Origin of the sequence: Microbacterium gallinarum, from assembly GCF_014837165.1 — a bacterium.
GTDB classification, from domain to species: Bacteria; Actinomycetota; Actinomycetes; order Actinomycetales; family Microbacteriaceae; genus Microbacterium; species Microbacterium gallinarum.
The window spans coordinates 267954-293811 of sequence record NZ_JACSPM010000004.1 but is presented as its reverse complement, the minus strand read 5'-3'; the positions used below and the strand labels follow the sequence as shown (position 1 = coordinate 293811).

Here is a 25858-nt window from a genome sequence, read left to right as displayed (position 1 = left end):
CTACGGTCGGCTCAGCGCTGGCAGTTCGGGCACCAGTACAGCTTGCGGGTGGCGACCTCTTCGACGACGATCTCGGTGCCGCAGATGCGGCACGGCAGCCCCGCGCGGTGGTACACCCAGTGCCGGTCGTCGCGGCTCGCCATCGCCCGTCGATAGGCGGCGGGTTCGAGGTCGTCCATCGTCATCATCTGACCGGTCTCGACGCCGATCGCGAGCAGGCGCACCCAGTCGCGCCAGAGTTCGCGCACCGTCTCTTCAGGCACGTCGCGGCCGGGGGTGTGGGGGTTCTGCCGCGCCCGGAAGAGCAGCTCGGCGCGGTACACGTTGCCGATGCCGCTCACGACGGACTGATCCATGAGCAGCAGGCCGATCGACGTGGGCTTGCGCCGCACCACCGTGGTGAACCGCTCCTCCCCCTCCGTCACGTCGTCGACCAGCGGATCGGGGCCCAGCTTCGCGATGGTCGCGGCCACTTCATCCGGGGTCTGCAGCTCGCACGCCGTCGGCCCCCGCAGGTCGGCGGCGGTCGATTCCGTGAGCAGGCGCAGGCGCACCTGGCCGACCACCGGCGGCGGCCAGACATCGCCGTCATCGGCCAGTCCGGTGGTCTGCTCCGACATGCGCACGTGCACGCGGGTGCGCCGGGGCGCCCCGATGGAGGTGAGCGAGTTCTCCCCCGCATCGTCCAGGATCGGATCGTCGTCCGCGAGGTCGGTGCCGCGCTGGTTCGTCTGCCCCATACGGCCGTTCGCCGAGGCGATGGTCGGGTCGACGAGGATCTCGCCCGCGAAGTCCCACGCTCCGTAGAGGCCGAGATGGACGCGCAGCGTCAGGTCGTCGTCGAACTCGAGGAACATCTGCTTGCCGACGGCGCGAACGGCGGTGGCCGTGCGTCCGTCGATCACCGCCGCACCCTCGGCGAAGCGTCCTTGCGGGCTCGACGCCGCGACGGCACGACCGACGAAGTTGCGGCCGAACTGACGCGCGATGCGATGGACGGAATGGCCCTCGGGCACGCTCGGTCAGCCTGCCTCGGGGTCGAACGAGCTGTCGTCCGCAGCGAGCACGTCGGGCTGTCCTGTGCTCGCGCGAGGGTCGGGCTGGAGCGCACCGTCCTCTTCGTATGCGGCGAGCTGCGCGATGCGGCGCGCGTGGCGCTCCTCGCCCGAGAACGGCGTGGCGATGAAGCGGTCGATGAACGAGGCCGCCTCCTCGAAGGTGTGCTGACGGGCGCCGATCGCGATGACGTTCGCGTCGTTGTGCTCGCGGGCGAGCTCGGCGGTGGCGATGCTCCAGGCGAGCGCGGCGCGGACGCCCACGACCTTGTTCGCCGCGATCTGCTCGCCGTTGCCGGAGCCGCCGAACACGACGCCGAGAGTCTCGATGCCCGCCGCCTGATCGCGCACCACCGCCTGCGCCGCGCGGATGCAGAACGCCGGGTAGTCGTCGAGCGGGTCGTAGTCGATCGGCCCATGGTCGACGACCTCGTGGCCGGCCGCCGCCAGGTGGTGCTGCAGCTGGGTGGAGAACTCGAGGCCGGCGTGATCGGTCGCGATATGGATGCGCATGGGGTCAATCCTAGGGAGCGGCGCGGGGGCGCTTCGCGCAGATTGCGCGGACCGTCAGGGCGCGACGCCGGCCGCGGCGGGCTTGAATCCGGCGCGCACGTTCTCGCAGCAGGCAGGGCGGCAGACGTCGAACCACGGACCGAGGTCGGTGAGGTGCGGGCGGTCCGCCGCGACTGTGCCCCGCAGTCGCTCCTCGACGAGGTCGACCAGACCCGACACGAACGCCGGGTCGACGCCGGGGGTCGGCGTGCGCACCGAGCGCAGGCCCGCCTCGGCAGCGGCATCCGTCGCCTCGGTGTCGAGGTCCCAGAGCACCTCCATGTGATCGCTCATGAAGCCGAGCGGCACGATCGCGACCGCCTGCACGCCCGCTCCCGGGAGCTCGGCGATGACGTCGTTGACATCGGGCTCGAGCCACGGCTGGGTGGGCGGGCCGGAGCGCGACTGGTAGACGAGCTCCCAGCCGACGCGGGCGGCGGCGGGGATCTCGGCGGCGACGGCCGACATGACGACCTCGGCGACGGCGAGGTGCTGCGCGGCGTAGGCCCCTCCTTCGCCCCACTCGCGGTGGTGCGGGTCGCCCTCGCGCGGGCCGGAGAGCTCGGCATCGGCCGTCGGAATGCTGTGGGTCGAGAAGAGCACGCGCACGGACTCGGGCGGCAGACCATCGGCCAGGAAGCCGCCGACGGCGTCGCGCACACCGTCGATGAAGGGCTGCACGAACCCGGGGTGGTCGAAGAACTGACGGACCTTGTCGATCGTCACGGACTCCGCCAGGCCTGTGGCGTCGAGGACGCGTGCGAAGTCCTCGCGGTACTGACGACAGCTCGAGAACGACGAGTAGGCGCTGGTCGCCAGCGCGAGCAGATTCGAGTGACCGGATGCCGCGGCATCCTGCACCGCCTCTTCCAGGTACGGCGCCCAGTTGCGATTCCCCCAGTACACGGGCAGGTCGACGCCGCGGGATGCGAGCTCGGCTTCGAGCGCGGCCTTGAGCGCGCGGTTCTGGGCGTTGATGGGGCTGATGCCGTCGAAGTGCCGGTAGTGGTGGGCGACCTCTTCCAGTCGCTCGTCGGGGATGCCCCGGCCCCGCGTCACGTTGCGCAGGAACGGGATGACGTCATCCTGCCCCTCGGGACCCCCGAAGCCTGCGAGGAGGATCCCGTCATAGGCGACGGGAACCTCTATGTGCGGGGCCCCGGATGCCGCGGCCTGCGATGCGAACGGGACGGTCGGGGCGTGCTCGCTGAGCGGCTCGGCAGGTGTCACCCCTCCATCCTGACACCCCGACCGGACGACCCGACCCGTCGGCGCGATATGATGGTTCCATCATGCCACTATCCCCTCAGCAGCGACCGCTGTACGAAGTGAAGGCCGGCCTCTTCAAAGGCCTGGCACACCCGTTCCGGATTCGCATCCTCGAGCTTCTCGCCGCGTCCGCCGAGGTGAGCGTCGCCGCCCTGCAGGACGCGACGGGGCTCGAGGCATCCCACCTCTCACAGCACCTCGCCGTCCTGCGCCGTCATCGCCTCGTCGAGTCGGAGCGCCGCGCGAGCCACGTCTACTACCGCCTCGCCGATGAGAAGGTCGCCGAACTGCTCTCCGTGGCACGAGCGCTGCTGCGCGACATCGTGCGCAGCGACGGCGCGCGCGCGGCCGACGTCGACGAGCTCCCCGAGCTGGCCCCGTCGACGACGCCTCGCCGGAGAGACGCCGGCTCATGATCGTTCCCGCGTCCCGCTCACCCCGACGGAGCCGGCTGCGCGCGGCGACGCTGGCGCTCCTTCCCTCGGCGGCCGACTATCGGCTCGTCCGCCGCACCTGGCGCGGCGACCTGATCGCGGGCGTCACCGTCGGCATCGTCGCCCTGCCGCTCGCGCTCGGATTCGGCGTCAGCTCAGGTCTGTCCGCGGAGGCCGGCCTCATCACGGCCGTCGTCGCGGGACTCATCGCGGCCGTCTTCGGCGGTTCGCATGTGCAGGTGTCGGGCCCGACGGGGGCGATGGTCGTCGTGCTGCTGCCGATCGTCGCGGCTCACGGCGCCGCTGCCGTGGCCGCCGTGAGCGTGCTCGCAGGCATCGTCGTCCTCGCGGCCGGAGCCTTGCGGCTCGGACGCGCGGTGTCGTTCATCCCGTGGCCGGTCATCGAGGGCTTCACCCTCGGCATCGCGGTGATCATCTTCCTCCAGCAGGTTCCCCTGCTCGTCTCCCCCAAGACGCCCGCGGCCGACGAGCACAGCTCCAACCCGGTGATCGCCGCCGTGCAGGCCCTCGCAGGCGCCGACTGGGCGTACGTGCCGTGGGCGCTGGGCGCGCTCGCGATCGTGGCCGTGTGCATGATCGTCGCCCCGAAGCTCCACCCGTCGTTCCCCGGCTCGCTCATCGGCATCGTGCTCGTCGCCGCACTGGCCGGGCTGCTGTCGGCACCGCTCGCGCTGATCGGCGTCCTGCCGTCGTCCCTGCCCGCCCCGGCGCTCCCCGTCGTCGAGCCGGCCACGCTCGTGGCGCTCGCGCCGGCGGCGCTGACGGTCGCCGCACTCGCCGCCATCGAGTCGCTCCTGTCCGCACGCGTCGCGGCATCCCTCGCCGACACCGGCGCGTACGATCCCGACCGGGAGCTGGTCGGCCAGGGCCTCGCCTCGATCGGGTCGGGACTGTTCGGAGGGATGCCCGCCACCGGCGCCATCGCGCGCACTGCGGTCAACGTGCGGTCCGGCGGTCGCAGCCGCCTGGCTTCGATCACCCACGCGATCGTGCTGCTGCTGATCGTCCTCGTGGCGGCCGGTCCGGTCGGGATGATCCCGCTCGCCGCGCTCGCCGGCGTGCTCATGGTGACGGCCACCCGCATGGTGCACACCGCCACCGTCCGCTCGATCCTGCGCTCCACGCGCGCGGATGCGCTCGCGTTCGTCATCACCGCGGTGATCACCGTCTCGTTCGATCTGATCGTCGCCGTGGCGATCGGCGTGCTCTGCGCAGGCGTGTTCGCCGTGCGCAACCTCTCGCGCGCCACCGGCGTCAGCCGAGAGCCCCTGCCCGATCCGGCGCAGCCGGGCGACGACCGCATTGCGATCATCCGATTCGACGGCCCGCTGTTCTTCGCCGCGGCCGACCGCGTCTTCGACGCCGTCACGCGCACGGAGGGGGCTTCCGTCGTGATCCTGCGGATGTCGCAGCTGGAGCTCGTCGACGCGACGGGCGCCCACATCCTGAGCGACATCGTGCAATCCCTCGAGCGGCGCGGGGTGACCGTGCTGATCAAGGGGGTGCAGCCCGGCCACGAGGAGCTCTTCCGCACGGTGGGCGTGCTGAGTTCGCTGCGGCACCACAAGCACCTCTTCACCGATCTGCCCGATGCGATCGAGCACGCACGAGTCCACATCCGTCGAGAAGCGCAGAAGGACAGCGCGTAGGCTAGGACGGTTGTCGCCGGCGCCATCAGCCCTGCGACCAGCGGATCGAGTGCGGCCCCGGCTGCGTATCGAGATCACCGACCCTCACCCACGGGAGCAGAGCAGTGCCTGGAGAGAACCTCACCCGCAGCGAGGCGCAGGAGCGTCGCGCCATCGTCGACACCCACTCGTACGAGGTCGCGCTCGACCTGACGAAGGGCGCTGAGGTGTTCGCCTCACGCACCGTCGTGCGCTTCTCGGCGACGCCGGGAGCGGATACGTTCATCGACCTGATCGCCCGCGAGATCCGTGAGATCACGCTCAACGGCCGTTCCATCGACCCCGCGACCGCGTTCGCGGAGTCGCGCATCGAACTCACCGGGCTCGAGGCCGAGAACGAGCTCGTGATCGACGCCGACTGCCTCTACACCAACACGGGCGAGGGCCTCCACCGCTTCGTCGACCCGGTCGACGACGAGGTGTACCTCTACTCGCAGTTCGAGGTTCCCGACTCGCGCCGCATGTACGCGGTCTTCGAGCAGCCCGATCTGAAGGCGACGTTCCAGTTCACCGTCACGGCGCCCGAAGCCTGGAAGGTCGTCTCGAACTCCCCCACTCCCGAGCCCCAGGCGCACGACGACGGCAGCGCCACGTGGGCCTTCGAGGCGACCCCCCGGATCTCGTCGTACATCACGGCCCTCATCGCCGGTCCGTACGAGGCGACGTTCTCCGAGCTGACCAGCTCGTCGGGGCGCGTGATCCCCTTGGGCGTCTACGGACGCAAGAGCCTCTGGCAGCACCTCGACGCCGACTACATCTTCGAGAAGACCCGCCAGGGCTTCGCGTACTTCGAGGACAAGTTCGACTACGCGTACCCGTTCGCCAAGTACGACCAGCTGTTCGTGCCGGAGTTCAACGCGGGCGCCATGGAGAACGCCGGCGCGGTGACCTTCACCGAGTCCTACGTCTTCCGCTCGAAGGTGACCGACGCCGTCAAGGAGCGTCGCGTCGTCACGATCCTGCACGAGCTCGCCCACATGTGGTTCGGCGATCTCGTCACGATGAAGTGGTGGAATGACCTCTGGCTCAACGAGTCGTTCGCCGAGTGGGCGTCGACGATCGCGACGGCCGAGGCCACCGAGTGGACCGAGGCGTGGACCACGTTCAACGCCATGGAGAAGACCTGGGCCTACCGCCAGGACCAGCTCCCCTCGACCCACCCCGTCGTCGCGCAGATCAACGATCTCGAAGACGTCCAGGTCAACTTCGACGGCATCACCTACGCCAAGGGCGGCTCGGTCCTCAAGCAGCTCGCGGCCTGGGTCGGCATCGAGCAGTTCTTCGCCGGCGTCGCGGCGTACTTCAAGAAGCACGAGTGGTCGAACACCGAGCTCTCCGACCTGCTGGCGGAGCTCGAGACCACGAGCGGCCGTGAGCTCTCGACATGGTCGAAGAAGTGGCTCGAGACCGCGGGCGTGAACACGCTCTCGCCCGAGATCGTGACCGACGTCGACGGCGCCATCACGCGCTTCGCGATCGTGCAGACGGCGCCCGCCGATTACCCGACCATCCGCCCGCACCGCCTGGGCGTGGGCTTCTACAACGTCGAGGGCGACGCGCTCGTGCGCGTGCACCACGTCGAACTCGACGTCGACGGCGACCTGACCGAGGTGCCCGAGCTGAAGGGCCGGCAGCGCCCCGACCTCGTGCTGCTCAACGACGAAGACCTGGCGTACGCCAAGATCCGCCTCGACGAGCGCTCGCTGCAGACGGCCATCGACCACCTCGGGAAGATCAGCGACCCGCTCGCCCGCTCGCTGGTGTGGGGAGCCGCGTGGGACCAGACGCGCGATGCCGAGGCATCCGCTTCCGACTACGTCGACCTCGTGCTGCGCAACATCGGCGCCGAGACCGAGTCGACCACCGTGCGCACCACCCTCGCGCAGCTGCAGCTCGCCGCCAACGCGTACGTCGCTCCCGAGAAGCGCTCGGCCACACGCGAGAAGGTGGCCGACGCCCTGTGGGAGCTCGCTCAGGGCGCCGCGGCCGGCAGCGACAGCCAGCTGCAGTTCGTCACCGCGTTCGCGAGCGCGGCCGCGACCTCTGCGCAGGTCGAGAAGGTGCGCCAGGTGCGCGACGGCGAGGTGTCGTTCGACGGCCTCGAGATCGACACCGACCTGTCGTGGCAGCTGCTCGTCGCACTCGCCGCAGGAGGAGTCGTGACGGCGGCCGAGGTCGACGCCGCGCTGGAGGCCGACAACACCGCCAAGGGCGGTGAGTTCGCCGCACAGGCGAAGGCCGCTCTGCCCACCGCCGAGGCGAAGGCGGCCGCGTGGTCGTCGCTCGTCGACAGCGACGACCTGCCGAACACGATCGTGCGCTCGGCCGCACTCGGCTTCGTGCACCCGGCCGGCCGCGAGCTGCTGGGCGACTACATCGAGCCGTACTTCGCCTCGCTGCTGCCGGTGTGGGAGTCGCGCACGTACAAGATCGCCGAATACCTGATCTTCGGGCTCTACCCCGCACCGCTCGCCGACATCCGGCTGCGCGACGCGACCCGTGCGTGGCTCGAGGCGAACGCCGACGCGGCGCCGGCGCTCCGCCGCCTCGTGGCGGAGAACCTCGCGGGTGTGGAGCGCGCCCTGGCAGTCCAGGAGCGCGACGCGCAGTAGTACCGCGGTACCACCCCGCTCCGCGAAGACCCCCCTCTCGGCCGATGTGCCGGAGGGGGGTCTCTCCGTAGCGTCGAAGCATGATCGTCGCAGAGAACCTCAGCAAGAGCTTCGGCGCCAAACACGCCGTCGCCGATGTCAGCTTCACCGTCAGCCCCGGCAAGGTCACCGGCTTCCTGGGCCCGAACGGCGCCGGAAAGTCCACCACCATGCGCATGATCGTGGGACTGGACCGTCCCACCCGAGGCTCGGTCACCGTGAACGGCCGCGACTACGCGGGCATGCGCTCGCCGCTCACCGAGGTCGGCGTGCTCCTCGACGCCAAGGCCGTGCACTCGGGCCGCAGCGCGCAGAATCACCTCCGGGCGATGGCGGCCACCCACGGCATCCCCGGCAGCCGCGTCGACGAGGTGATCGACATCACCGGCCTCGCCTCGGTGGCGCGCAAGCGCGCCGGCGGCTTCTCGCTGGGTATGGGGCAGCGACTGGGCATCGCCGCAGCTCTGCTCGGCGACCCGCACACGCTGATCCTCGACGAGCCCGTGAACGGCCTCGACCCGGAGGGGGTCATGTGGGTGCGGCGCTTCGTGCGGTACGCGGCATCCGAGGGCAAGACCGTCCTGCTGTCGAGCCACCTCATGAGCGAGATGTCGCTCACGGCCGACCACATCATCGTGCTGGGGCGCGGCCGCGTGCTCGCCGACGCCCCCGCCGACGAACTCGTGCGGCAGTGGACGCGCGCCACGGTGCGCGTGCGCAGTCCCCGCGCGACCGAACTCGCCGACGTCTTCGCCCGCGACGGCGTGAGCGTCACCCACCTGGCCGCCGACCTCATCGACGTCGAGGGCGCGCTCGCCGCCGAGATCGGCGACACCGCCGCTGCCCGAGGCATCCCGCTGCACGAGCTCACCCCCACATCCGGCACCCTCGAAGACGCCTACCTCCGCCTCACCGGCGACGACGTCGAGTACAAGACGAAGGACCTCTGATGACCACTGCAACCGTTCCCGCCCCGTCGACCCGCGCCGACGCGCCGTCCGCGTCCTCGGCATACCGGCTCTCGTTCGGCCACCTCCTGCGCTCGGAGTGGATAAAGCTCACGACCCTGCGCTCGACGTGGTGGTCGATCGGCCTCGTCGCGCTCGTCTCGATCGGGCTCAGCCTGCTCATGGCCACTTCGCTCGCCAGCTTCGCCGGTGATGTGCCGCCGATGCCGGTCGTGGAGGCCAACCGCCAGGCGGTGCAGGTCGTGGTCTTCAGCACCGTGCTCACGCAGCTGCTCGCCATGATCCTCGGCACGATCACCGTGACCGGCGAGTACTCGACGGGCATGATCCGCTCGACCCTGACGGCGGCGCCCGGACGCGTGGCCGCGCTGTTCGCGAAGGCGATCGTTCTCGCGGTGACCATGTTCGTCTCCAGCGTCGTGGTCTTCACCGCCGCCGCCCTCGTGTCGGGACCGATCCTGCCGACCGGACCGCTCGACCTCGGCTATCCCGACAGCTCCGTCCTTCCGGTGCTCGGCGCCGCGCTGTACCTCGCGCTCATCGCGGTGATGGGCGTGGGCGTGGGGTTCATCATCCGCAACGGCCCGGGAGCGCTGGCGGCGGGCATCGGGCTCGTGTTCGTCGCGCCGATCCTGGTGATGTTCTTCCCTCGAGTGGAGTCCTTCCAGTGGATCCACGACGCGGCGGGATACCTGCCGTCGAACGCAGGCCAGTCGCTCTTCATGGGTTCGCCGATGACCGGCATCACGCTGGAGCCCGCCCCCGCCCTGGTGACGGTCCTCGCATGGACGGCGGTCGTCATCGCCGGGGGCATCGCGGTGCTGAAGACTCGCGACGCGTAGAGTCGGCGAGGTGCGCAGGACTCCCTCTACCGTCCTCGGCCGGGGCCAGGCCCCGACCGAGGACGACCTGCATCTGCCGCGGCCGCCGGGCGTCATCCGACGCTTCTGGGCGCGGCATCCGCTGACCACCGACATCGTCATCGCGGTCGCCGCACTGCTGCTGTCGTTCCCCGCCGTCGCGGCCAGTTCATCGGTCGCCGACGGGCTCAGCGGATGGGGCGTGGGGATCGCGATCGGCCTGTCGGTCATCGCCTGCGTCGGGCTCGTGTGGCGACGCCGCATCCCGGTCCGGGTGTTCGTCCTGGCGATGCTCCCGACGCTCGTCGTGGAGGTCGGCTTCGCCGCGGCCGTGAGCGGTCCGGCATCCCTCATCGCCCTGTACTCGATCGCGGTGTACCGCAGCGTCCGAGCCTGCTGGACCGCGCTGGGCGTCGCCGCCGGCGTCCTCGCCGTGAACGCGCTCGGCTATTCGCTCTTCGACCCGGCGCGCGCCGGCGTCTACGTCAACCTCGCAGGCAGCACGATCGTCGGGCTGCTCGTCGCCGCCCTGATCGGCGTCAACATCGGCAATCGCCGCCGGTACCTCGACGCGCTCATCGACCGCTCGCGCCAGCTGGTGATCGAGCGCGACCAGCAGGCGCAGCTCGCCTCGGCCGCAGAGCGCACTCGGATCGCACGCGAGATGCACGACATCGTCTCGCACTCGCTGACCGTCGTCGTGGCGCTCGCGGAAGGGGCGGCGGCGACCCCCGACGCGCAGAGGGCCCGAGAGGTCAGCCGCACGGTCGCGGCGACCGCCCGCGACGCCCTCACCGAGATGCGCGTCATGCTGGGCGTGCTGCGCAGCGACGACGGCGACGCCGACGCACCCCTCGGCCCGCTGCTGGACGCCTCGCTCCACGACATCGTCGAGGCGGCACGCGGTGCCGGCGCCCCCGTGACGCTCACCGTCTCAGGGCAGCCCACCGTCCCCACGGCGCACCGCCTCGCCGTGCTGCGCATCGTGCAGGAGGGCATCACCAACGCGATGCGCCACGCACCCGACGCGACCTTCATCCGCGCGACCACGGACTACACGGGCGAGGGCATCCGCATCACCGTCGAGAACGACGGTGTGCGCGCGGATGACCTCGATGGCGACGGCGGCTGGGGTCTGACCGGACTGCGGGAGCGCGTCGCCAACCTCGGCGGCACGCTGGCGGCCGGCCCGAGCTCACCCGCCACGTGGCGCCTGACCGCCGAGATCCCGCCGGAGGGACCCCATGCCTGATCCGATCCGCGTCGTGCTGGTCGACGACGAGAAGCTCATCCGCCTGGGGTTCCGCCTCGTCCTGGAGGCCGAGCCAGATCTCGAGGTCGTCGGCGAGGCGTCCGACGGTGCGCAGGCGATCGAAGAGGTGCGGATGCTGCGCCCCGACGTCGTGCTGATGGACGTCCGCATGCCGCGCATGGACGGCATCGAGGCGACGAGGCAGCTGGTCGCGCAGCATCCGGTCACCCGCATCGTCGTGCTCACCACGTTCGACCTCGACGAGTACGCGTTCGCCGCGCTGCGCGCCGGTGCCAGCGGGTTCCTGCTCAAGGACGCCCACCCGCACGAGTTGACGGCCGCGATCCGGGCGGCTCACGGCGGCGACGCCGTGCTCGCGCCACGGGTCACTCGACGGATGCTCGAGATGTTCGGGGACCGCCTGCCAGACACCGTGCCCGCCGGAAGCCCCGGAGTCGACCTCCCGAGCGCTCTCACGGAGCGGGAGCACGAGGTGTTCGTGGCGATGGCTCGGGGACTCACCAACGCCGAGATCGGTGCAGAGCTCTTCGTGAGCGAGTCGACGGTCAAGACACACGTCGGCCGCGTTCTGGCGAAGCTGGGCGCCCGAGATCGCGTGCACGCGGTGATCCTCGCCCACCGGATGGGCATCATCCCCGACGATGCATCCTCCGGAGTCTGAGCGTGCAGCCCGGCGGGTGCCGCCGATGCGTCGCCACGCTCGGCGGACGCACGGGCGACGGTCGTTAGGATCGTCTCGATGATCCACCTCGATGTCATTGAGCCGGAAGTGCCCGCGGAGCCGACGGTGTGGACCCAGTTCCTGGACTTCCTCGTGAGCGCCGGCTGGGCCGCGCTCAGCGTCGTCGGCATCCTCATCGGCGCCGTCATCGTCGTGTGGATTCTGCGCTTCGTCATCCGCCGCGTCGTCAACCGCATCGTCAACGGGGCGAAGTCGAAGGCAAACGTCGACGACACGCAGGCGCTGGAGCGCTCTCCGCTCGCGTCGGTGCGACTCGTGCAGCGCACCCGCACGCTCGGCTCGATCCTGCAGAACATCGTGAATGTGACGGTCGTCATCATCGCGCTGCTGCTGATCGTGAACGTCCTCGCGCCGAACGCCCTCGGCTCGCTCACGCTGCTCACGGCGGCCGTCGGCGCCGGCCTCGGGTTCGGCGCGCAGAACATCGTGAAGGACGTGCTCAACGGCATCTTCATCGTCGCGGAGGACCAGGTGGGCATCGGCGACGTCGTCGACCTCGGGCTCGCCTCGGGCATCGTCGAGTACGTCAGCGTCCGTGTCACCCACGTGCGAGACGTCAACGGCACGCTCTGGTACGTGCGCAACGGCGAGATCACGCGCATCGGCAACCTGTCGCAGGGGTGGTCGCGCGTCATCGTCGACCTGTCGATCCCGGTGGACGCCGACATCGACGAGGTCGAGCACCTCATGCTCAGCACCGCCAAGGGCCTCGCGAAGGACGCGAAGTGGCGCACCCGCATCCTCGAGCAGCCCGAGGTGTGGGGACTCGAGTCGATCTCGGGCGACGCGCTCGTGATCCGCCTGGTCATGAAGACCCGCGCCAACGCCAAGGACGACGTCGCGCGCGAGCTCCGCGTGCGCCTCAAGAAGGCGCTCGACGAGGCGGGCATCACCCTGCCGGCGCTCAACACGATCATGCCTTCCGGCATCGAGGGCGCCCTGCGCGTGCGCGGTGCCAACCCCCCGAAGACCAAGCCGACCGCGGTCACTCCCCCGCCCGCCGCCTCGCGCCCCGTGTGGAAGCCGAAGCGCACACCCAAGACGCCTCCGCCGGAGACGCCCGACGACGACACGAAGGGCACCCCATGACGGATGCCGCGCCCCTGAGCTTCTACGACGAGATCGGCGGCCACGACGCCTTCGTGAAACTCGTCGACGTGTTCTACCAGGGTGTCGCCGGTGACGATGTGCTGCACCCGATGTACCCCGAGGAGGACCTCGGCCCGGCCAAGGTGCGCCTGACGATGTTCCTCGAGCAGTACTGGGGTGGGCCGACGACCTACAGCGAGCAGCGCGGCCACCCGCGCCTGCGCATGCGCCACGTGCCGTTCCACGTCAACCCCGACGCCCGCGACCGCTGGCTCGCGCACATGCGCACGGCGGTGGACGAGCTGAAGCTCTCGCCGCTGCACGAGGCGACGCTGTGGGACTACTTGCAGCGCGCCGCCCATGCGATGGTGAACACGTTCGAGCCGACCGGCATCGGACCTGCCGCGAACGGGCGGGACGCGGCATCCCGTCCCGACTCCCCCGACGCGGGCGCCCCGCGCTCGGCCATACCCCTCACCGCCGAGCCACCCGCGCGCGGCGGCGGGACCCCCTGACCCGAATCCCGCACCACCTCGCACCCGACGAAGGAGTCGACATGCCCGCTGCGCCCGCCACCCACTCCGCGGACGTCCTCGTGATCGGCTGGGGCCTGGCCGGCCTCGTGGCCGCGAGCGAGGCCGTCGCCGCCGGCAAGCGGGTCGTGATCGTCGATCAGGAGCCCCGCTCGAACCTCGGCGGTCAGGCGTGGTGGTCGTTCGGCGGACTGTTCTTCATCGACTCACCCGAACAGCGGCGCATGGGCATCAAGGACTCCCTCGAACTGGCCCGCCAGGACTGGTTCGGCAACGCCGGCTTCGACCGCGAGGAGGACGCCTGGCCGAAGCGCTGGGCCGAGGCGTACCTTCAGTTCGCGCACGAGGAGAAGCGCAGCTGGCTACGCGAGAAGGGCGTGCGGTTCTTCCCCGTCGTCGGGTGGGCTGAGCGCGGCGGCTACACCGCCACCGGTCCCGGCAACTCCGTCCCGCGGTTCCACATCACGTGGGGCACGGGCCCGGGCATCGTCGCACCCTTCCAGTCCGCCGTCGAGGCCGCAGAGACGCAGGGGCGGATCACGATCCTGCCTCGCCACAAGGTCACGTCCCTCACCGTCGCGGGAGGCGTGGTGACGGGGGCCGAGGGTGACGTGCTCGCGCCGTCCGGTGCCGCGCGCGGGTACGCCTCGTCGCGCGAGGTGGTCGGCTCGTTCGCCGTGACCGCCGGTGCCACGATCGTCTCGTCGGGCGGCATCGGCGGCAACCACGAGCTCGTGCGAAGGTGGTGGCCGGAGCGTCTCGGCACTCCGCCGCGGACGATGGTCACCGGCGTCCCCGCGTACGTCGACGGCTCGATGCAGGAAGTGTCCTCTGCGGCCGGAGCGAACCTGATCAACGGCGACCGCATGTGGCACTACGTCGAGGGCATCCAGAACTGGGATCCGGTGTGGCCGGATCACGGCATCCGCATCCTCCCTGGCCCGTCCTCGGTGTGGCTCGACGCGACCGGCCAGCGTCTGCCGGTGCCGCTCTTCCCCGGCTTCGACACCCTCGGCACGCTCGCGCACCTGCGTGCGACAGGCCACGACCACTCCTGGTTCGTGCTGTCGCAGAAGATCATCGAGAAGGAGTTCACCCTCTCGGGCAGCGAGCAGAACCCCGACCTCACCGGCAAGGACGTCAGGCTGCTCGCGAAGTCGCGTCTCGGCAAGGGCGCCGCAGGGCCGGTGCAGGCCTTCATGGACAAGGGCGCCGACTTCGTCGTGCGCGACGACCTCGACGATCTGATCGCCGGCATGAAGGCGCTCCCCGGCGGCGAGGTGCTCGACGGAGACCGTGTCCGCTTCGAGATCGAGGCGCGCGATCGCGAGATCGACAACGACTTCACCAAGGACGCGCAGATCGCCATGCTCCGCTCGGCGCGGGCGTACCGCGGCGACAAGCTGATCCGCACCGCGAACCCGCACCGTATCCTCGACCCCGCGTCGGGGCCGCTGATCGCCGTGAAGCTGCATGTGCTCACCCGCAAGTCGCTCGGCGGCATCGAGACCGACTTGTCCGGGCGCGCGCTCGGCGCGGGCGGCGAGCCGATCCCCGGCCTCTTCGCGGCGGGCGAGGCCAGCGGCTTCGGCGGCGGCGGCGTCCACGGCTACCGCGCTCTGGAGGGCACGTTCGTGGGCGGATGCCTCTTCTCCGGCCGCGTGGCCGGACGGGCGGCCGCAGCCGGGGTCTGAGCCGATCAGCTGTCCCGGGCTCCGGTGCGCCGCACCGGCGTGAGCCCCATGACCGCGGGACCGCGGACCACGACGTGGCCGCGCTCCAGGCTCAGGCGGGTCCACGGCCCGTTGACGCGTACGCGCGCGGTCTCGGCACCGCTGATGAAACCCATGCTGAGCGCCGCGTAGGCGACGCCGAGGGGCAGTCCGCCCAGTTCGTCATCGGGCTCGCCCCACACCGTCGCGCGGATCGCGCGCACGACGTCTTCGCCGGCGTCGGTCGGAACCGCCCCGGCGACCCGGGCGATGCCGCCCTGCGCCTTCGCGGCGAGCACCGACGCATCGATGCCGTCGCGCTCCGTCCAGCCGCCGCGCGGCGGAGTGATGCCGGCCCACGCCGGCGAGAGCGCCGTCTCCGGCAGCTCGACAGCCGACGGCTCGCCGGGGAGAGCACGCAGAGCGGATGCCTCGACTGCCAGGTCGCACACGAGCTCGGGGTCGGCTGCGACCGTTCTCATCGCGAGCACCGTCGGGGTCGCGTCGCCTATTCCGCGCGGAGCCAGCGGGGCCGCGGTCATCACCAGCACCCCGTCCGCCGCCTGAAGCCGCACGGCCTCATCGGTGAAACGGTCCGATCGGCCGGCGAAAGTGAGGACGTCGGCCGCCGACTCGGCGTCGGCGAGGATCAGGCGAGGAGGCATCGCCCCTAAGCTACCAAGCGGAACGACGGGCGCCGTGCGCGTCTGGAAGGGAGTCGCGTGGAACAGGCCGAGTGGGAGCCCGACCCCGATCCCGTGGCATCGATGCTGTCCGTGCTGGACCTCGCGGGATCGGATGCGCGCACGGAGGAGGACATCTTCACGGGCGTCTCGCAGTCGATGCCGCTGGGCCGCGTCTACGGCGGCCAGGTGCTGGCGCAGTCCTTGGTGGCCGCGGCCCGCACCACGCCCGCCGACCGCCACGTCCACTCGATGCACGGCTACTTCCTCCGTCCCGGTGATTCGGCGAAGGGCATCACCTTCGCCGTGGACCGCATCCACGACGGACGGTCGTTCTCGACCCGGCGTACCCAGGCGTACCAGGAGGGTGTGCCGATCTTCTCGATGATCGGGTCCTTCCAGGACGAGGATCCCGGGATCAACCACCAGGCGCCGATGCCCGAAGGCGTCCCGGCGCCCGACGAGCTTCCCGACATCGAGTCGCACCTGCACGGACTGCATCCGATGTCGAAGCGCCTGTTCACCGACCGTCCGGTGGACCTGCGTCACGTGCCGTCGCCGATCTACCTCACCGTCGAGGGTGAACGCACGCCCAGCCAGGCCGTGTGGATGAAGGTGCGCCGGCCGATCCCCGACTCACCGGCGATCCACCGCGCAGCTCTGGCCTACCTGAGCGATCTGACGATCCAGGAGTCGATCCTGCGCGCGCACGGCATCGCGTGGGCGACCCGGGGCCTCAAGGTCGCCAGCCTGGACCACGCGATGTGGTACCACCGCTTCGGTCGAGTGGACGAGTGGATGCTGTACGTCCAGGAGTCCCCGTCCGCGCGCGGCGGGCGCGGACTGGCCACCGGCCGCGTGTACTCGCACGACGGATCGCTGCTGGCGAGCGTCGCGCAGGAGATCATGGTGCGCGTGCCCGAGGCGGGCTGAGCGCGCCGTCCCGGGCGCAATCCCGTTGCCGCCGGCTCAGCGGCGGTGGGCGTAGGCGACCGGCTGACCGAGGTACGGCATCCAGGCCGCCCGTTCTTCTGCGGACAGCCGCAGCGGGCGTCCGCTCTCGGCGTCGACCTTGACGACGACCGTCGTCGCGCGGGCGTACACCGTCTGGGCGCCGTCCACGGCCATCTCGGTGGGGCTGCGCACCTCATAGCAGACCTCGATGCTCGACCCGCCGAGCTTCGCGAACCACATCTGCACGTCGAGCGGGTGCCGCTGGTACGGCACGGGCGCGAGGTACTCGATCTCCTGACGGGCGATCAGCGTGAGCACTCCGCTGAAGATGCTCGAATCGAGCACGGCGGTGTCGGGGGCGTCCTCCCCCGGCTCGGGGACCCAGAAGGCGCGCACGCGCGCCTCCTCGAGCAGCTTGAGCATCGAGGTGTTGTTGACGTGATTGAACGCGTCGAGATCTCCCCACCGCAGGTGGATGGGGATGTGGAGGCGCCGCCCCTCGGCGGCGCCTGCCGACGGATCGTCAGTCACGGGTGAGCTTGCGGTACGCCGAGCGGTGCGGCTTGGCGGCATCGGGTCCGAGGCGTTCGATCTTGTTCTCCTCGTATGCCTCGAAGTTGCCCTCGAACCAGTACCACTTGTCGGGGTCCTCGTCGGTGCCCTCGTACGCCAGGATGTGCGTGGCGATGCGGTCGAGGAACCACCGGTCGTGCGTGATCACCACGGCGCAGCCGGGGAACTCGAGGAGCGCGTTCTCGAGCGACTGGAGCGTCTCGACGTCGAGGTCGTTGGTCGGCTCGTCGAGGAGCAGCAGGTTGCCGCCCTCCTTGAGCGTCAGCGCCAGGTTCAGGCGGTTGCGCTCACCACCGGACAGGACGCCGGCCTTCTTCTGCTGGTCGGGTCCCTTGAATCCGAACTTCGACACGTACGCCCGCGAAGGGATCTCGGTCTTGCCCACCGTGATGATGTCGAGGCCATCGGAGACGACCTCCCACAGCGTCTTGTTCGGGTCGATGCTGGCGCGCGACTGGTCGACGTAGCTGATCTTGACCGTCTCGCCGATCTTCAGGTCACCGCCGTCGAGCGGCTCGAGCCCCACGATGGTCTTGAACAGGGTCGTCTTGCCGACACCGTTGGGGCCGATCACGCCGACGATGCCGTTCGGCGGCAGGCTGAAGCTCAGACCGTCGATGAGGGATCGGCCGTCGAAGCCCTTCTGCAGCTTCTTGGCCTCGATGACGATGCTGCCCAGGCGCGGGCCCGGCGGGATCGTGATCTCCTCGAAGTCGAGCTTCCGCGTGCGGTCGGCCTCCGCCGCCATCTCCTCGTAGCGCGCGAGACGGGCCTTCGACTTGGCCTGCCGGCCCTTCGCGTTGGACCGGACCCACTCCAGCTCTTCGGCCAGACGCTTGGCGAGCTTCGCGTCCTTCTTGCCCTGGATGGCGAGGCGCTCGCCCTTCTTCTCGAGGTAGGTCGAGTAGTTGCCCTCGTAGCCGATCAGCCGGCCGCGGTCGACTTCAGCGATCCATTCAGCGACGTTGTCGAGGAAGTACCGGTCGTGCGTGATCGCGATCACGGCGCCGGGGTACTTCTGGAGGTGCTGCTCGAGCCACAGCACGCTCTCGGCATCGAGGTGGTTGGTGGGCTCGTCGAGGAGCAGGAGATCGGGCTTCTGAAGAAGCAGCTTCGTGAGCGCCACGCGACGCTTCTCACCGCCGGAGAGCGGGGCGATCTGCGCATCGCCGGGCGGGGTGCGCAGTGCGTCCATGGCCTGCTCGAGCTGCGAGTCGAGGTCCCACGCGTCGGCGGCGTCGATCTCCTCCTGAAGCACGCCCATCTCGGCGAGGAGGGCGTCGAAGTCGGCGTCGGGGTCGGCCATGAGCGCCGAGATCTCGTTGAAGCGGTCGAGCTTCGCCTTGATCGCGATGCCGTCCTGGATGTTCTCTAGCACGGTCTTGGATTCGTCGAGCTCGGGCTCCTGCATGAGGATGCCGACGCTGAAGCCGGGGCTCAGCTTCGCCTCGCCGTTCGAGGGCGTGTCGAGGCCGGCCATGATCTTGAGGATCGTCGACTTTCCGGCGCCGTTCGGACCGACCATGCCGATCTTGGCCCCGGGGAGGAACGCCATCGTGACGTCATCGAGGATGAGCTTGTCTCCGACCGCCTTGCGGGCGCGGACCATCGAGTAGATGTATTCAGCCATGTCTTGTGAACGTTCTCCTAAGCCTGACGACGTCAGCGTCCCAGCCTACCGGCCGTACGCCGCCGCCGAGGCCCGCCGCCGTGCGGCACGCGCCGGGCGCAGGTGCGCTCACCAGTCGATCGGACGCGTGTCGCCCACGAGGCAGGTCCCCTCGGCGAGGACGGGGACGACCACCGTGTAGGGGTCGCCCGTCGCCGGGCCGACCTGCCCGACGAGGCACTCGTCCTGCCACCGGACGGCGAACTGGATGCTCTCGGCCGGGTTGCCCACCGTGGAGGTGTCGTGGGTGACCTCCATCGCCGCCTTGTCGAAGCCACCCTCGACGAGCGCGTCGATATAGGCGCGACCTGCGGCTCGATCCTCCGTCGCCCACACGCGATCGACGATCGATGAGAAGAACGCCAGGTTCTCGGCGGCCGAGGCGTCGGGGAGAAGCACCGGCGTCGATGACGGCGGGCCAGCCGTCGAGGTTGCGGTGGGCGTGGCAGCGCCGGTCTGCACCCGGTCGGTCGGCGCGGTCGGCGCGGCTGCCGTGCACGCCGTCAGTACGCAGGCAGCGGCGACGACGAGCGCGAGATCGGCCATACGGGGGCCCATCTGCGTCCGCGCGCGGCGGACGGAACGCTCGCGATGTCGGGCCACGGACAGAGTCTAGGGCCCGGCATCGCGAGTTCCGCTGAGAGTCAGAAGGGCGTCTCCATGTCAGCGGGCTCCCGTGGCCCGACCTCCGCGCCGGGGGTGCCCCACGTCGGGTCGGTCGCCGGTGCATCGGTCGCGTCGCCCGCAGGGGTGCCGGGCGCCACCCACGTGTCGGCAGCAGCGGCGTCGCCGGACGGAGCCGAGGCGGCACGGGCGGCCTTCACGAAGGTCGTCGTACCCCACATCAGGTCGTGACCGATTGCGTCGGCCTCGATCTCGACGTCGGTGCCGCTCTTCGTGCCGTTGTCCCAGTTGCGTACGCGCAGCCTGCCGTTGAGGATCACCCGCTCGCCCCTGCGCAACGACTGGAACGCGTGCTCGGCGAGTCCCCGGAAGGCGGACACCGAATAGAAGTTCGTCTCCGAATCGACCCATGCGTCGCTGGCGCGGTCGTAGCGTCGCTGGCCGCTCGCCACCCGGAAGGTCGTGATCGGCACGCCCGCCGCGGTTCGCTTGTGCTGCGGCTCGGTCGCGATGTTGCCGGTGATGGTGATGCTGTCGTTCATGGGCGGTCTCCTCTCGATCCGGAGACGGTCTCCGGTGCCCGCCGGCGCCTGAGTGCCCGCCAGGCGCCGGCGGTGTCACCAGGCTGGGGGGCGGGACACGAGGACGCGCACGCCAGCCTCCGTTCTGGGGATCAGCTTCGCATCAGGGGTTCTGTGGAGGAGCGGTGGCACGTGCTCGACGAGAGCGATGTCGGAGGTCGCACATATGTTCGAGGGGAGAGGAGTTCGATGAGACTTTCCGAAGAGCGCCAGATCGCCGCACCCACCCCCGCGCCGGGGGTTCCCGTACGCCTGGCGCCTGCAGCACCGTCGCTGTGGCGGGTCATCGACCGCGGCGGCCGTGTGATCGGCCATCTCCAGGCACTCACCGAGGGATCGGGCATCCGGTATCGCGCACGGCGTTTCCAGGCGGCGACGCGCGCCTTCCTCGAACTCGGCGAGTTCTGGTCGGCCGACGACGCGATCGACTGCATCCGCTTCGCCCGGTGACGGGCGCCCGGGCCGCAAGAGCGCCACGGCCGCGGCGTCGCGGCCGCACGGGGGCTGCCCGTCAGACGACCGACTCGAGCTGTTCCACGATCGACACAGGGGCACCGGCCTTCACGCGTCGCCACGATTCGGCCAGCGCCGTCACAGCGCGCACGAGCTCGTCGGGCGGCGCCGTGAACGGCAGGCGCAGGTGCCTGTCGTGCCCGCCCTCCACCGAGAAGCGCGGGCCCGCCGAGAGCAGGACTCCCCGCGATCGCACGTCCATCACGAGAGCCGAGCTCAGAGCGGCGTCCAGTTCGATCCACAGCGAGACCCCGCCGTGCGCCGTCGGCACACGCCACTCCGGCAGCTCCGACCCCAGCGCGGCGACGAGCGCATCGCGACCCGCGCGCAGCAGCGACGACCGCTGTGCGGTGATTCCGGCGAAGTCCGATAACAGGGCGGCGGCGACCGCCTGCTCGAACTCCGGCGTTCCGAGGTCGTGCGCGGGGCGCGCCGCCACGAAGCGGCGGACGAGATCGCCCTCGGCGCGGATCCACCCGACGCGCAGGCCTCCCCATACCGTCTTCCCCAGCGACCCGATCCGCACCACGCTCGAGGGATCTCCTCCGGTGAAGCCGGCATCGGCCGGCCCGCGATCGATGTCGAGGTCGGCCGTCGTCTCGTCGAGCACGAGCACGGAGCCCGCCCGCTCCCCCGCGAGCAGGAACGCGTCGCGCTCGCCAGCCGACATCGATCGCCCCGTGGGGTTCTGGAAGTCGGGCATGAGATACGCCATCACGGGCAGCGTGCGCGCGAAGGCCTGTTCCGCCCGGTCGAGGTCCCACCCGGCATCGGTCGTCACAGGCACGCCGACGAGGCGCGCACCCGCTCGTCGCAGGGCATCGACGGCGTGCGGGTAGGTCGGAGTCTCGACCACGACGCGATCGCCGCGCCCGAGCAGCACCGAGGCGACGAGGTGGATCGCGCTCTGCGCGCCGGTGGTGACGAGCACCTCGCTCGGCGAGGTCGGCACACCGCGTCGCTCGTAGTGCGCGGCGATCGCCTCCCGAAGCTCCACGCTCCCGAGCACGTCGTACCCGACCCGCGACACCAGCGAGGCTGCCCCGCCTGCGACGTCCGCCATGATCCCCGCCAGGCCAGGCCAGGCGGGCGGGCTCGCCTGCTGGAGGTCGATGGCGCCGTCCGCGGCCGAGGCCCTCCCCGGATCGCGGCGCTGCAGCGGAAGCGTCACGCTTCCCGAGCCTCGGAGGCTCGCGATGTGGCCGGTCTCGCGGAGGCTCCGGTATGCCGCGGCGACGGTGCTCCGGCTCAGGTGCAGAGCGCCCGCGAGCTCTCGCTCGGCCGGTAGAGCCGTTCGCGGCGCCAGCCGGTTGTCGAGGCAGAGAAGGCGGATGCCGTCGGCCAGCGCCTCGTAGGCGGGTTCACGCGTGCGCCAGCCACCGAGGGCCACGCCGAGCGCACGAGCGGAGATCCTCGAGTCCATGAGAGCCAGATTACGCATATTGGACTGTTACGTACATGCCAATCCTGCGATTGGATGGAGCTATGAGTCGTCGTGTGATCCAGCTCTTCGTCGGTCTCGTGCTGTACGGGGTCGGCTGCGCGATGACCGTCGAGGCCGGGCTCGGGGTCGACCCCTGGACCGTTCTCGCCGAGGGCCTGTCGATCCACACCGGCATCGGCATCGGGTGGATCGCCAACATTCTCGGCTTCTTCGTGCTCCTGCTCTGGATCCCCCTCCGCCAGAAGCCCGGCGTCGGCACGATCGCGAACATCCTGCTCGTGGGAACAAGCATGCAGGTCGCACTGTGGGTGTTCCCGCCGATCTCGGGCGTCGTCGCCCAGTTCGCCGTGCTGCTCGGCGGCATCGTCACCGTCGCGATCGCGTCGGGTCTCTACATCGGCGCGCACTTCGGGCCAGGGCCCCGCGACGGACTCATGACGGGGATGCACAAGAGGCTCGGGTGGCCGATCTGGACGTGCCGCGCGCTCGTCGAACTCACCGTCCTCGGTATCGGCTGGCTGCTCGGCGGCACCGTGGGCATCGGCACCGTGCTGTTCGCGTTCCTGATCGGGCCGCTCGTGCACATCGCCCTGCCGCTGCTCGACACGCGCCGGACGACTCCGTCCGCAGAGCGAGCGCCAGACCCGGCGACGCCGGTCGGCTCTCCCTCGAACAACTGACAGGCGGTGGGAGCGGCATCCACTCCCACCGTCCTCAGCGTGCCGTGACGGTCAGTGCTCCCGGAACTCGGGCCAATCGCTGCCCGGCGTCATGCGCGAGTGCAGAGCGCTCTTGGCGATCTCCATCGAGGGGTAGGTGCCCGCGACGGAGTCGGCGCCCGCCATCGTGACCGTGTAGCCTTCGTCGTCCTTGCGGATGCTGCCGACGACACCTGACGGGCCGTAGGCCACCCACAGCGGGTGGTGCGTCTCTGTGGTGCTCATGGTGAACTCCTTTCGATGCGTCCGATGCCGACGCTACGCCCGGACACGCACGGATGCCAGCATCAGGCACGCGATCCCGCGAACCGATAGCCTGGTGGCACCCTTCCCTCCGTAGCTCAGGGGACAGAGCGAGCGGTTTCTACCCGCCAGGTCGGGGGTTCGAATCCTCCCGGAGGGGCGAGCACGGGCGTCGGCGCCGAGGCCCGTGCATCGGCGTCTGGGGCCGTCAATAGGATGGAGCGCATGGTGGGGGCATCCGAGAACGATCGACTTGTCTGGATCGACTGCGAGATGACAGGACTCGACCTCGCGGTCGACGAGCTCGTCGAGATCGCGGTCGTCGTGACCGACTTCGAGCTGCGACCGCTCGACGCCGGCTTCCAGGTGGTGATCAAGCCCGACGCCTCCGCGCTCGCCAACATGAGCGAGTTCGTCACAAAGATGCACGAGAAGTCCGGGCTGCTCGACGAGATCCCCAGCGGCCTGAGCGTCGCCGACGCCGAGTTCCAGGCGCTCGAGTACATCCAGCGGTTCGTCCCGCTCGAGGGCAAGGCGCCGCTCGCCGGCAACACCATCGGCACCGACCGCATGTTCCTGGCGAAGTACATGCCGCGCATCGACCACTGGCTGCACTACCGCAACGTAGACGTGTCCAGCATCAAAGAGCTCGCCCGCCGCTGGTACCCGCGTGCCTACATCCACGCGCCCGCGAAAGACGGCGGCCACCGTGCCCTCGCCGACATCCTCGAGTCCATCCGCGAACTCGCGTACTACCGCCAGGCGGTCTTCGTACCCGAGCCCGGACCGACCAGCGACGGGGCACGCGCCGCGGCTGCCGCCGCCGTGTCGCTGTTCGCCCCAGAGGTGTGAGAGAATCGTCTGGTTGCCCGCGCAGGCGGGAGACATGGTGGGTATAGCTCAGTTGGTAGAGCGCTGGCTTGTGGTGCCGGATGTCGCGGGTTCGAGTCCCGTTACTCACCCCACGCACATCGAGGCATCATGATGGAGATGGATGCCGCGACCTTCGAGCAGCTCGTCGTCGACGAGCTCGATCTCCTCCCCGACGACATGGTCGAGGGGCTCGACAACGTCGTGTTCGTCGTGGAAGACCGCGCCGAGGACGGCACTCTCGACCTGCTCGGACTCTACGACGGCTGGGCGCTGACCGAGCGGGATCGCTACGGCGTCGGCGAGCTCCCCGATCGGATCATCGTGTACCGCGAGGCGCATCTGGCCGTCTGCGACGACCTCGACGAACTGCGCGACGAGCTCCACACGACCCTCGTGCACGAGATCGCGCACTTCTATGGCATCGACGACGATCGCCTGCATGAACTGGGGTGGGCGTGATGACGCCGCTCTCGACACCCGACCTCGACGAGCGGGTCGACGTCGGTGAACACCTCGCCGCCGACCGGCCGTGGCAGACCGTCGTCTGGGACGACCCCGTGAACCTCATGAGCTATGTCACCCACGTGTTCCGCGAGTACTTCGGCTACCCCAAGTCGCAGGCGCACTCGCTCATGCTGGCGGTGCACACCAACGGCCATGCCGTCGTAGCGGAGGGCGCACGGGAGCAGATGGAGCTCCACACCCGCGCGATGCACGACTACGGCCTGTGGGCCACCGTTCGAAAGGCCCCGGAGTGACCCGTCGCCTGGTGATCCTCGAGCTCACCCGACTCGAGGCGGCGCACCTCGCCGGCCTCGTCACCCAGTTCGCCGAGCTCGTGGACGGCGCCGCGACCGACGACGGCGATCCCGCCATCGCGCGGCTCGCGCCCGACGCCTACGACGAACCGGGCGCGGCCGACGAGTTCCGACGGCTGACCGAGGCCGATCTCCTCGACCGGCGCCGTGACGACGCTCAGATCGTCCTCGCCTCGCTGGCCGACGCGGCGCAGATCCCCGACGACCCCGACGACCCGGCTCTGCTCGAGACGGTTCCCGTCGAACTCGCGCCCGAGGCGACCGGCGCGTGGCTGCGCACGCTCGCCGCGATCCGGCTGGTGCTGGCCACCCGGCTCGGAATCACGGAGGAGGATCACCACTCCCCCGAGGATCCGCGGTTCGGCATCTATGACTGGCTGGGCTACCGGCTCGACGGGCTCGTGTCGGCGGTCGAGGGGGACTGATCAGGGCACGGCGAACACATGCGTCGCCAGCCGGCTCGGCTGGTCGCGCGTGATGTGGCGGTCTTCCTGACGCGCCCAGCGCTCCCAGTGCGGGCGATACGCGTCGCCGTCGCGCTGGAGCGCGCGCGCCTTGCGCGACGACGCCGGCGAATCCACCCAGACGCGCACGTCACTCAACCGCGCCGTCACCGGGGTGAGGATGCCCGCCCCTTCGACGACGAGCGGCAGGGAGGGGTCCACGGCGTGGGCCTCCGCAGGGGCCCCGGCATCCCAATCCCATCTCTGCCACACGCCGATGAGGCCGCGCGCGTGCGGGACCAGGATCTGCTCGCGCGCCAGGTCGACGCCATCATCGAGCCCGTCCCAGCCGGGGTATACCGAGTCGAGCGCGACCAGCTGCACCCGGCCGGTGAGCGGCCAGCGCGCGACCAGGGACCTGGCGAGCGAGGTCTTGCCGGCTCCGCTGCATCCGTCGATGAGTACGACCGGGTTCGTCGCCGACAGCGCCGTGACGGCGTCGACGATCGCCGCCGTCGCAGCCTCGAGGGCGCGGGAGACCGAGTCGGAGCTACTTCTTGAGGGCGCGGATGACACGGCTGAGGGCGCGCCCGGCGAAGAACACGAACGGGATGGCGACAGCGAGGAGCGAGACGATGTTCGGCTCGAATCGCAGGTCGTCGCCCCGGCGGATGTACGCGCCGACCGGGACTGCCCAGCCACCGCCGCCCCCACCGCCGTTGCCGGACTCGTCGGAGCCGCCGCCGAAACCCGACCACGTCAGCGCGACCGGGATGACGCGGATGCCGTCGACATCCTGCTGCTCGCCGTAGGCGCTCTTGACGCCGAAGTTCGCGGATTGCTTGCCGAGCTCGAGTGCGATGTTGGGCATGAC

General features: G+C 70.3%; 29 protein-coding genes and 2 tRNA genes. 19 read left to right on the top strand and 12 right to left on the bottom strand.

Translation table 11 applies throughout. The features are described from left to right. Nucleotides 1-11: 11 nt before the first annotated feature. From H9622_RS13195 to H9622_RS13185, 3 genes are read right to left on the bottom strand one after another with little or no spacing between them, the layout of a single operon-like run. Complete coding sequence (locus H9622_RS13195; RefSeq protein ID WP_191766867.1) at nt 12-1016, bottom strand: Fpg/Nei family DNA glycosylase; 1005 nt, start codon at nt 1014-1016, stop codon at nt 12-14. A 6-nt stretch (nt 1017-1022) separates the two neighbouring features. Next, nucleotides 1023-1568 (bottom strand): ribose-5-phosphate isomerase, encoded by a 546-nt coding sequence (locus tag H9622_RS13190; protein ID WP_191766866.1) that lies wholly within the window; start codon nt 1566-1568, stop codon nt 1023-1025. Nucleotides 1569-1622: 54 nt separating this feature from the next. Next, on the bottom strand, nt 1623-2837 hold the full coding sequence (locus H9622_RS13185; protein ID WP_191766865.1) for a ferrochelatase: 1215 nt from the start codon (nt 2835-2837) through the stop codon (nt 1623-1625). Between the two features lie 62 nt (nt 2838-2899). Here H9622_RS13185 and H9622_RS13180 point away from each other — a divergent pair, with 62 nt between their 5' ends. The 10 genes from H9622_RS13180 (at nt 2900) to H9622_RS13135 (ending at nt 14829) form a co-directional block, all read left to right on the top strand. Beyond that, nucleotides 2900-3292 (top strand): ArsR/SmtB family transcription factor, encoded by a 393-nt coding sequence (locus H9622_RS13180; RefSeq protein WP_191766864.1) that lies wholly within the window; start codon nt 2900-2902, stop codon nt 3290-3292. Continuing rightward, on the top strand, nt 3289-4980 hold the full coding sequence (locus H9622_RS13175; RefSeq protein WP_191766863.1) for a SulP family inorganic anion transporter: 1692 nt from the start codon (nt 3289-3291) through the stop codon (nt 4978-4980). Before H9622_RS13180 ends, H9622_RS13175 begins: the two co-directional genes overlap by 4 nt. Before the next feature lie 104 nt (nt 4981-5084). Continuing rightward, the gene (gene pepN / locus H9622_RS13170) at nt 5085-7631 is read left to right on the top strand and encodes an aminopeptidase N (RefSeq protein WP_191766862.1); all 2547 of its coding nucleotides are present in this window, start codon (nt 5085-5087) and stop codon (nt 7629-7631) included. A gap of 80 nt (nt 7632-7711) precedes the next feature. Further along, the gene (locus H9622_RS13165; protein WP_191766861.1) at nt 7712-8620 is read left to right on the top strand and encodes an ABC transporter ATP-binding protein; all 909 of its coding nucleotides are present in this window, start codon (nt 7712-7714) and stop codon (nt 8618-8620) included. Continuing rightward, nucleotides 8620-9480 (top strand): ABC transporter permease, encoded by an 861-nt coding sequence (locus tag H9622_RS13160; protein WP_191766860.1) that lies wholly within the window; start codon nt 8620-8622, stop codon nt 9478-9480. Before H9622_RS13165 ends, H9622_RS13160 begins: the two co-directional genes overlap by 1 nt. A 10-nt stretch (nt 9481-9490) precedes the next feature. Beyond that, complete coding sequence (locus H9622_RS13155) at nt 9491-10750, top strand: sensor histidine kinase (protein WP_191766859.1); 1260 nt, start codon at nt 9491-9493, stop codon at nt 10748-10750. Next, nucleotides 10743-11432, top strand: a complete 690-nt coding sequence (locus tag H9622_RS13150) for a response regulator (RefSeq protein WP_191766858.1) — start codon at nt 10743-10745, stop codon at nt 11430-11432. Before H9622_RS13155 ends, H9622_RS13150 begins: the two co-directional genes overlap by 8 nt. A gap of 78 nt (nt 11433-11510) precedes the next feature. Next, entirely contained in the window at nt 11511-12602 is a 1092-nt protein-coding gene (locus tag H9622_RS13145) for a mechanosensitive ion channel family protein (RefSeq protein ID WP_191766857.1), read from the top strand. Then, complete coding sequence (locus H9622_RS13140; protein ID WP_191766856.1) at nt 12599-13117, top strand: globin; 519 nt, start codon at nt 12599-12601, stop codon at nt 13115-13117. Before H9622_RS13145 ends, H9622_RS13140 begins: the two co-directional genes overlap by 4 nt. A gap of 41 nt (nt 13118-13158) precedes the next feature. After that, on the top strand, nt 13159-14829 hold the full coding sequence (locus H9622_RS13135) for an FAD-binding dehydrogenase (RefSeq protein WP_191766855.1): 1671 nt from the start codon (nt 13159-13161) through the stop codon (nt 14827-14829). A 5-nt stretch (nt 14830-14834) separates the two neighbouring features. On the opposite strand, the gene H9622_RS13130 is transcribed toward H9622_RS13135, so the two are convergent. Further along, nucleotides 14835-15512: a hypothetical protein gene (locus tag H9622_RS13130; protein ID WP_191766854.1), complete on the bottom strand. Its 678-nt coding sequence runs from the start codon at nt 15510-15512 to the stop codon at nt 14835-14837. 102 nt (nt 15513-15614) lie between these two features. Here H9622_RS13130 and H9622_RS13125 point away from each other — a divergent pair, with 102 nt between their 5' ends. Further along, entirely contained in the window at nt 15615-16463 is an 849-nt protein-coding gene (locus H9622_RS13125) for an acyl-CoA thioesterase (RefSeq protein ID WP_191766946.1), read from the top strand. Nucleotides 16464-16499: 36 nt separating this feature from the next. Here the strand turns inward: H9622_RS13125 and H9622_RS13120 are convergent, their stop codons facing one another. From H9622_RS13120 to ssb, 4 genes are all read right to left on the bottom strand, one after another. Next, nucleotides 16500-17015, bottom strand: a complete 516-nt coding sequence (locus H9622_RS13120) for an acyl-CoA thioesterase (RefSeq protein ID WP_318247120.1) — start codon at nt 17013-17015, stop codon at nt 16500-16502. Beyond that, nucleotides 17008-18687 carry an energy-dependent translational throttle protein EttA gene (gene ettA, locus H9622_RS13115; protein WP_191766852.1) on the bottom strand — a complete coding sequence of 560 codons (1680 nt, stop codon included), beginning with the start codon at nt 18685-18687 and terminating at the stop codon, nt 17008-17010. The genes H9622_RS13120 and ettA overlap by 8 nt, the downstream gene beginning before the upstream one ends. Nucleotides 18688-18795: 108 nt before the next feature. Next, nucleotides 18796-19329, bottom strand: a complete 534-nt coding sequence (locus H9622_RS13110) for a DUF6993 domain-containing protein (protein ID WP_318247119.1) — start codon at nt 19327-19329, stop codon at nt 18796-18798. Nucleotides 19330-19370: 41 nt separating this feature from the next. Next, nucleotides 19371-19892 carry a single-stranded DNA-binding protein gene (gene ssb / locus H9622_RS13105; RefSeq protein WP_191766851.1) on the bottom strand — a complete coding sequence of 174 codons (522 nt, stop codon included), beginning with the start codon at nt 19890-19892 and terminating at the stop codon, nt 19371-19373. Between the two features lie 228 nt (nt 19893-20120). Here ssb and H9622_RS13100 point away from each other — a divergent pair, with 228 nt between their 5' ends. Beyond that, nucleotides 20121-20381, top strand: a complete 261-nt coding sequence (locus H9622_RS13100) for a hypothetical protein (protein ID WP_191766850.1) — start codon at nt 20121-20123, stop codon at nt 20379-20381. Between the two features lie 61 nt (nt 20382-20442). Here H9622_RS13100 and yczR read toward each other — a convergent pair whose 3' ends face one another. Further along, nucleotides 20443-21867, bottom strand: a complete 1425-nt coding sequence (gene yczR / locus H9622_RS13095) for a MocR-like transcription factor YczR (protein WP_191766849.1) — start codon at nt 21865-21867, stop codon at nt 20443-20445. Between the two features lie 62 nt (nt 21868-21929). On the opposite strand from yczR, the gene yczE reads away from it, so the two are divergent. Next, entirely contained in the window at nt 21930-22568 is a 639-nt protein-coding gene (gene yczE / locus H9622_RS13090; protein ID WP_191766848.1) for a membrane protein YczE, read from the top strand. A gap of 51 nt (nt 22569-22619) precedes the next feature. Here the strand turns inward: yczE and H9622_RS13085 are convergent, their stop codons facing one another. Beyond that, nucleotides 22620-22832 carry a methyltransferase gene (locus tag H9622_RS13085; protein ID WP_191766847.1) on the bottom strand — a complete coding sequence of 71 codons (213 nt, stop codon included), beginning with the start codon at nt 22830-22832 and terminating at the stop codon, nt 22620-22622. Nucleotides 22833-22937: 105 nt separating this feature from the next. On the opposite strand from H9622_RS13085, the gene H9622_RS13080 reads away from it, so the two are divergent. The 6 genes from H9622_RS13080 to H9622_RS13055 all read left to right on the top strand — a co-directional run bounded on the left by H9622_RS13080 (nt 22938) and on the right by H9622_RS13055 (nt 24966). Continuing rightward, nucleotides 22938-23010: transfer RNA gene (locus tag H9622_RS13080), tRNA-Arg, on the top strand. Nucleotides 23011-23075: 65 nt separating this feature from the next. Then, complete coding sequence (gene orn / locus H9622_RS13075) at nt 23076-23702, top strand: oligoribonuclease (protein ID WP_191766846.1); 627 nt, start codon at nt 23076-23078, stop codon at nt 23700-23702. A gap of 37 nt (nt 23703-23739) precedes the next feature. Next, nucleotides 23740-23815, top strand: a tRNA-His gene (locus tag H9622_RS13070). A 25-nt stretch (nt 23816-23840) separates the two neighbouring features. Continuing rightward, nucleotides 23841-24182 carry a metallopeptidase family protein gene (locus H9622_RS13065; RefSeq protein WP_191766845.1) on the top strand — a complete coding sequence of 114 codons (342 nt, stop codon included), beginning with the start codon at nt 23841-23843 and terminating at the stop codon, nt 24180-24182. Then, nucleotides 24173-24481 (top strand): ATP-dependent Clp protease adapter ClpS, encoded by a 309-nt coding sequence (clpS, locus tag H9622_RS13060; protein WP_318247118.1) that lies wholly within the window; start codon nt 24173-24175, stop codon nt 24479-24481. The genes H9622_RS13065 and clpS overlap by 10 nt, the downstream gene beginning before the upstream one ends. Beyond that, on the top strand, nt 24478-24966 hold the full coding sequence (locus H9622_RS13055) for a DUF2017 family protein (RefSeq protein WP_318247117.1): 489 nt from the start codon (nt 24478-24480) through the stop codon (nt 24964-24966). The genes clpS and H9622_RS13055 overlap by 4 nt, the downstream gene beginning before the upstream one ends. Here the strand turns inward: H9622_RS13055 and H9622_RS13050 are convergent, their stop codons facing one another. Further along, nucleotides 24967-25560, bottom strand: coding sequence for a nucleoside/nucleotide kinase family protein (locus tag H9622_RS13050; RefSeq protein WP_318247116.1), 594 nt, complete (start codon nt 25558-25560; stop codon nt 24967-24969). Further along, nucleotides 25535-25855 (bottom strand): hypothetical protein, encoded by a 321-nt coding sequence (locus H9622_RS13045; protein WP_191766842.1) that lies wholly within the window; start codon nt 25853-25855, stop codon nt 25535-25537. Before H9622_RS13045 ends, H9622_RS13050 begins: the two co-directional genes overlap by 26 nt. Nucleotides 25856-25858 lie beyond the last annotated feature (3 nt).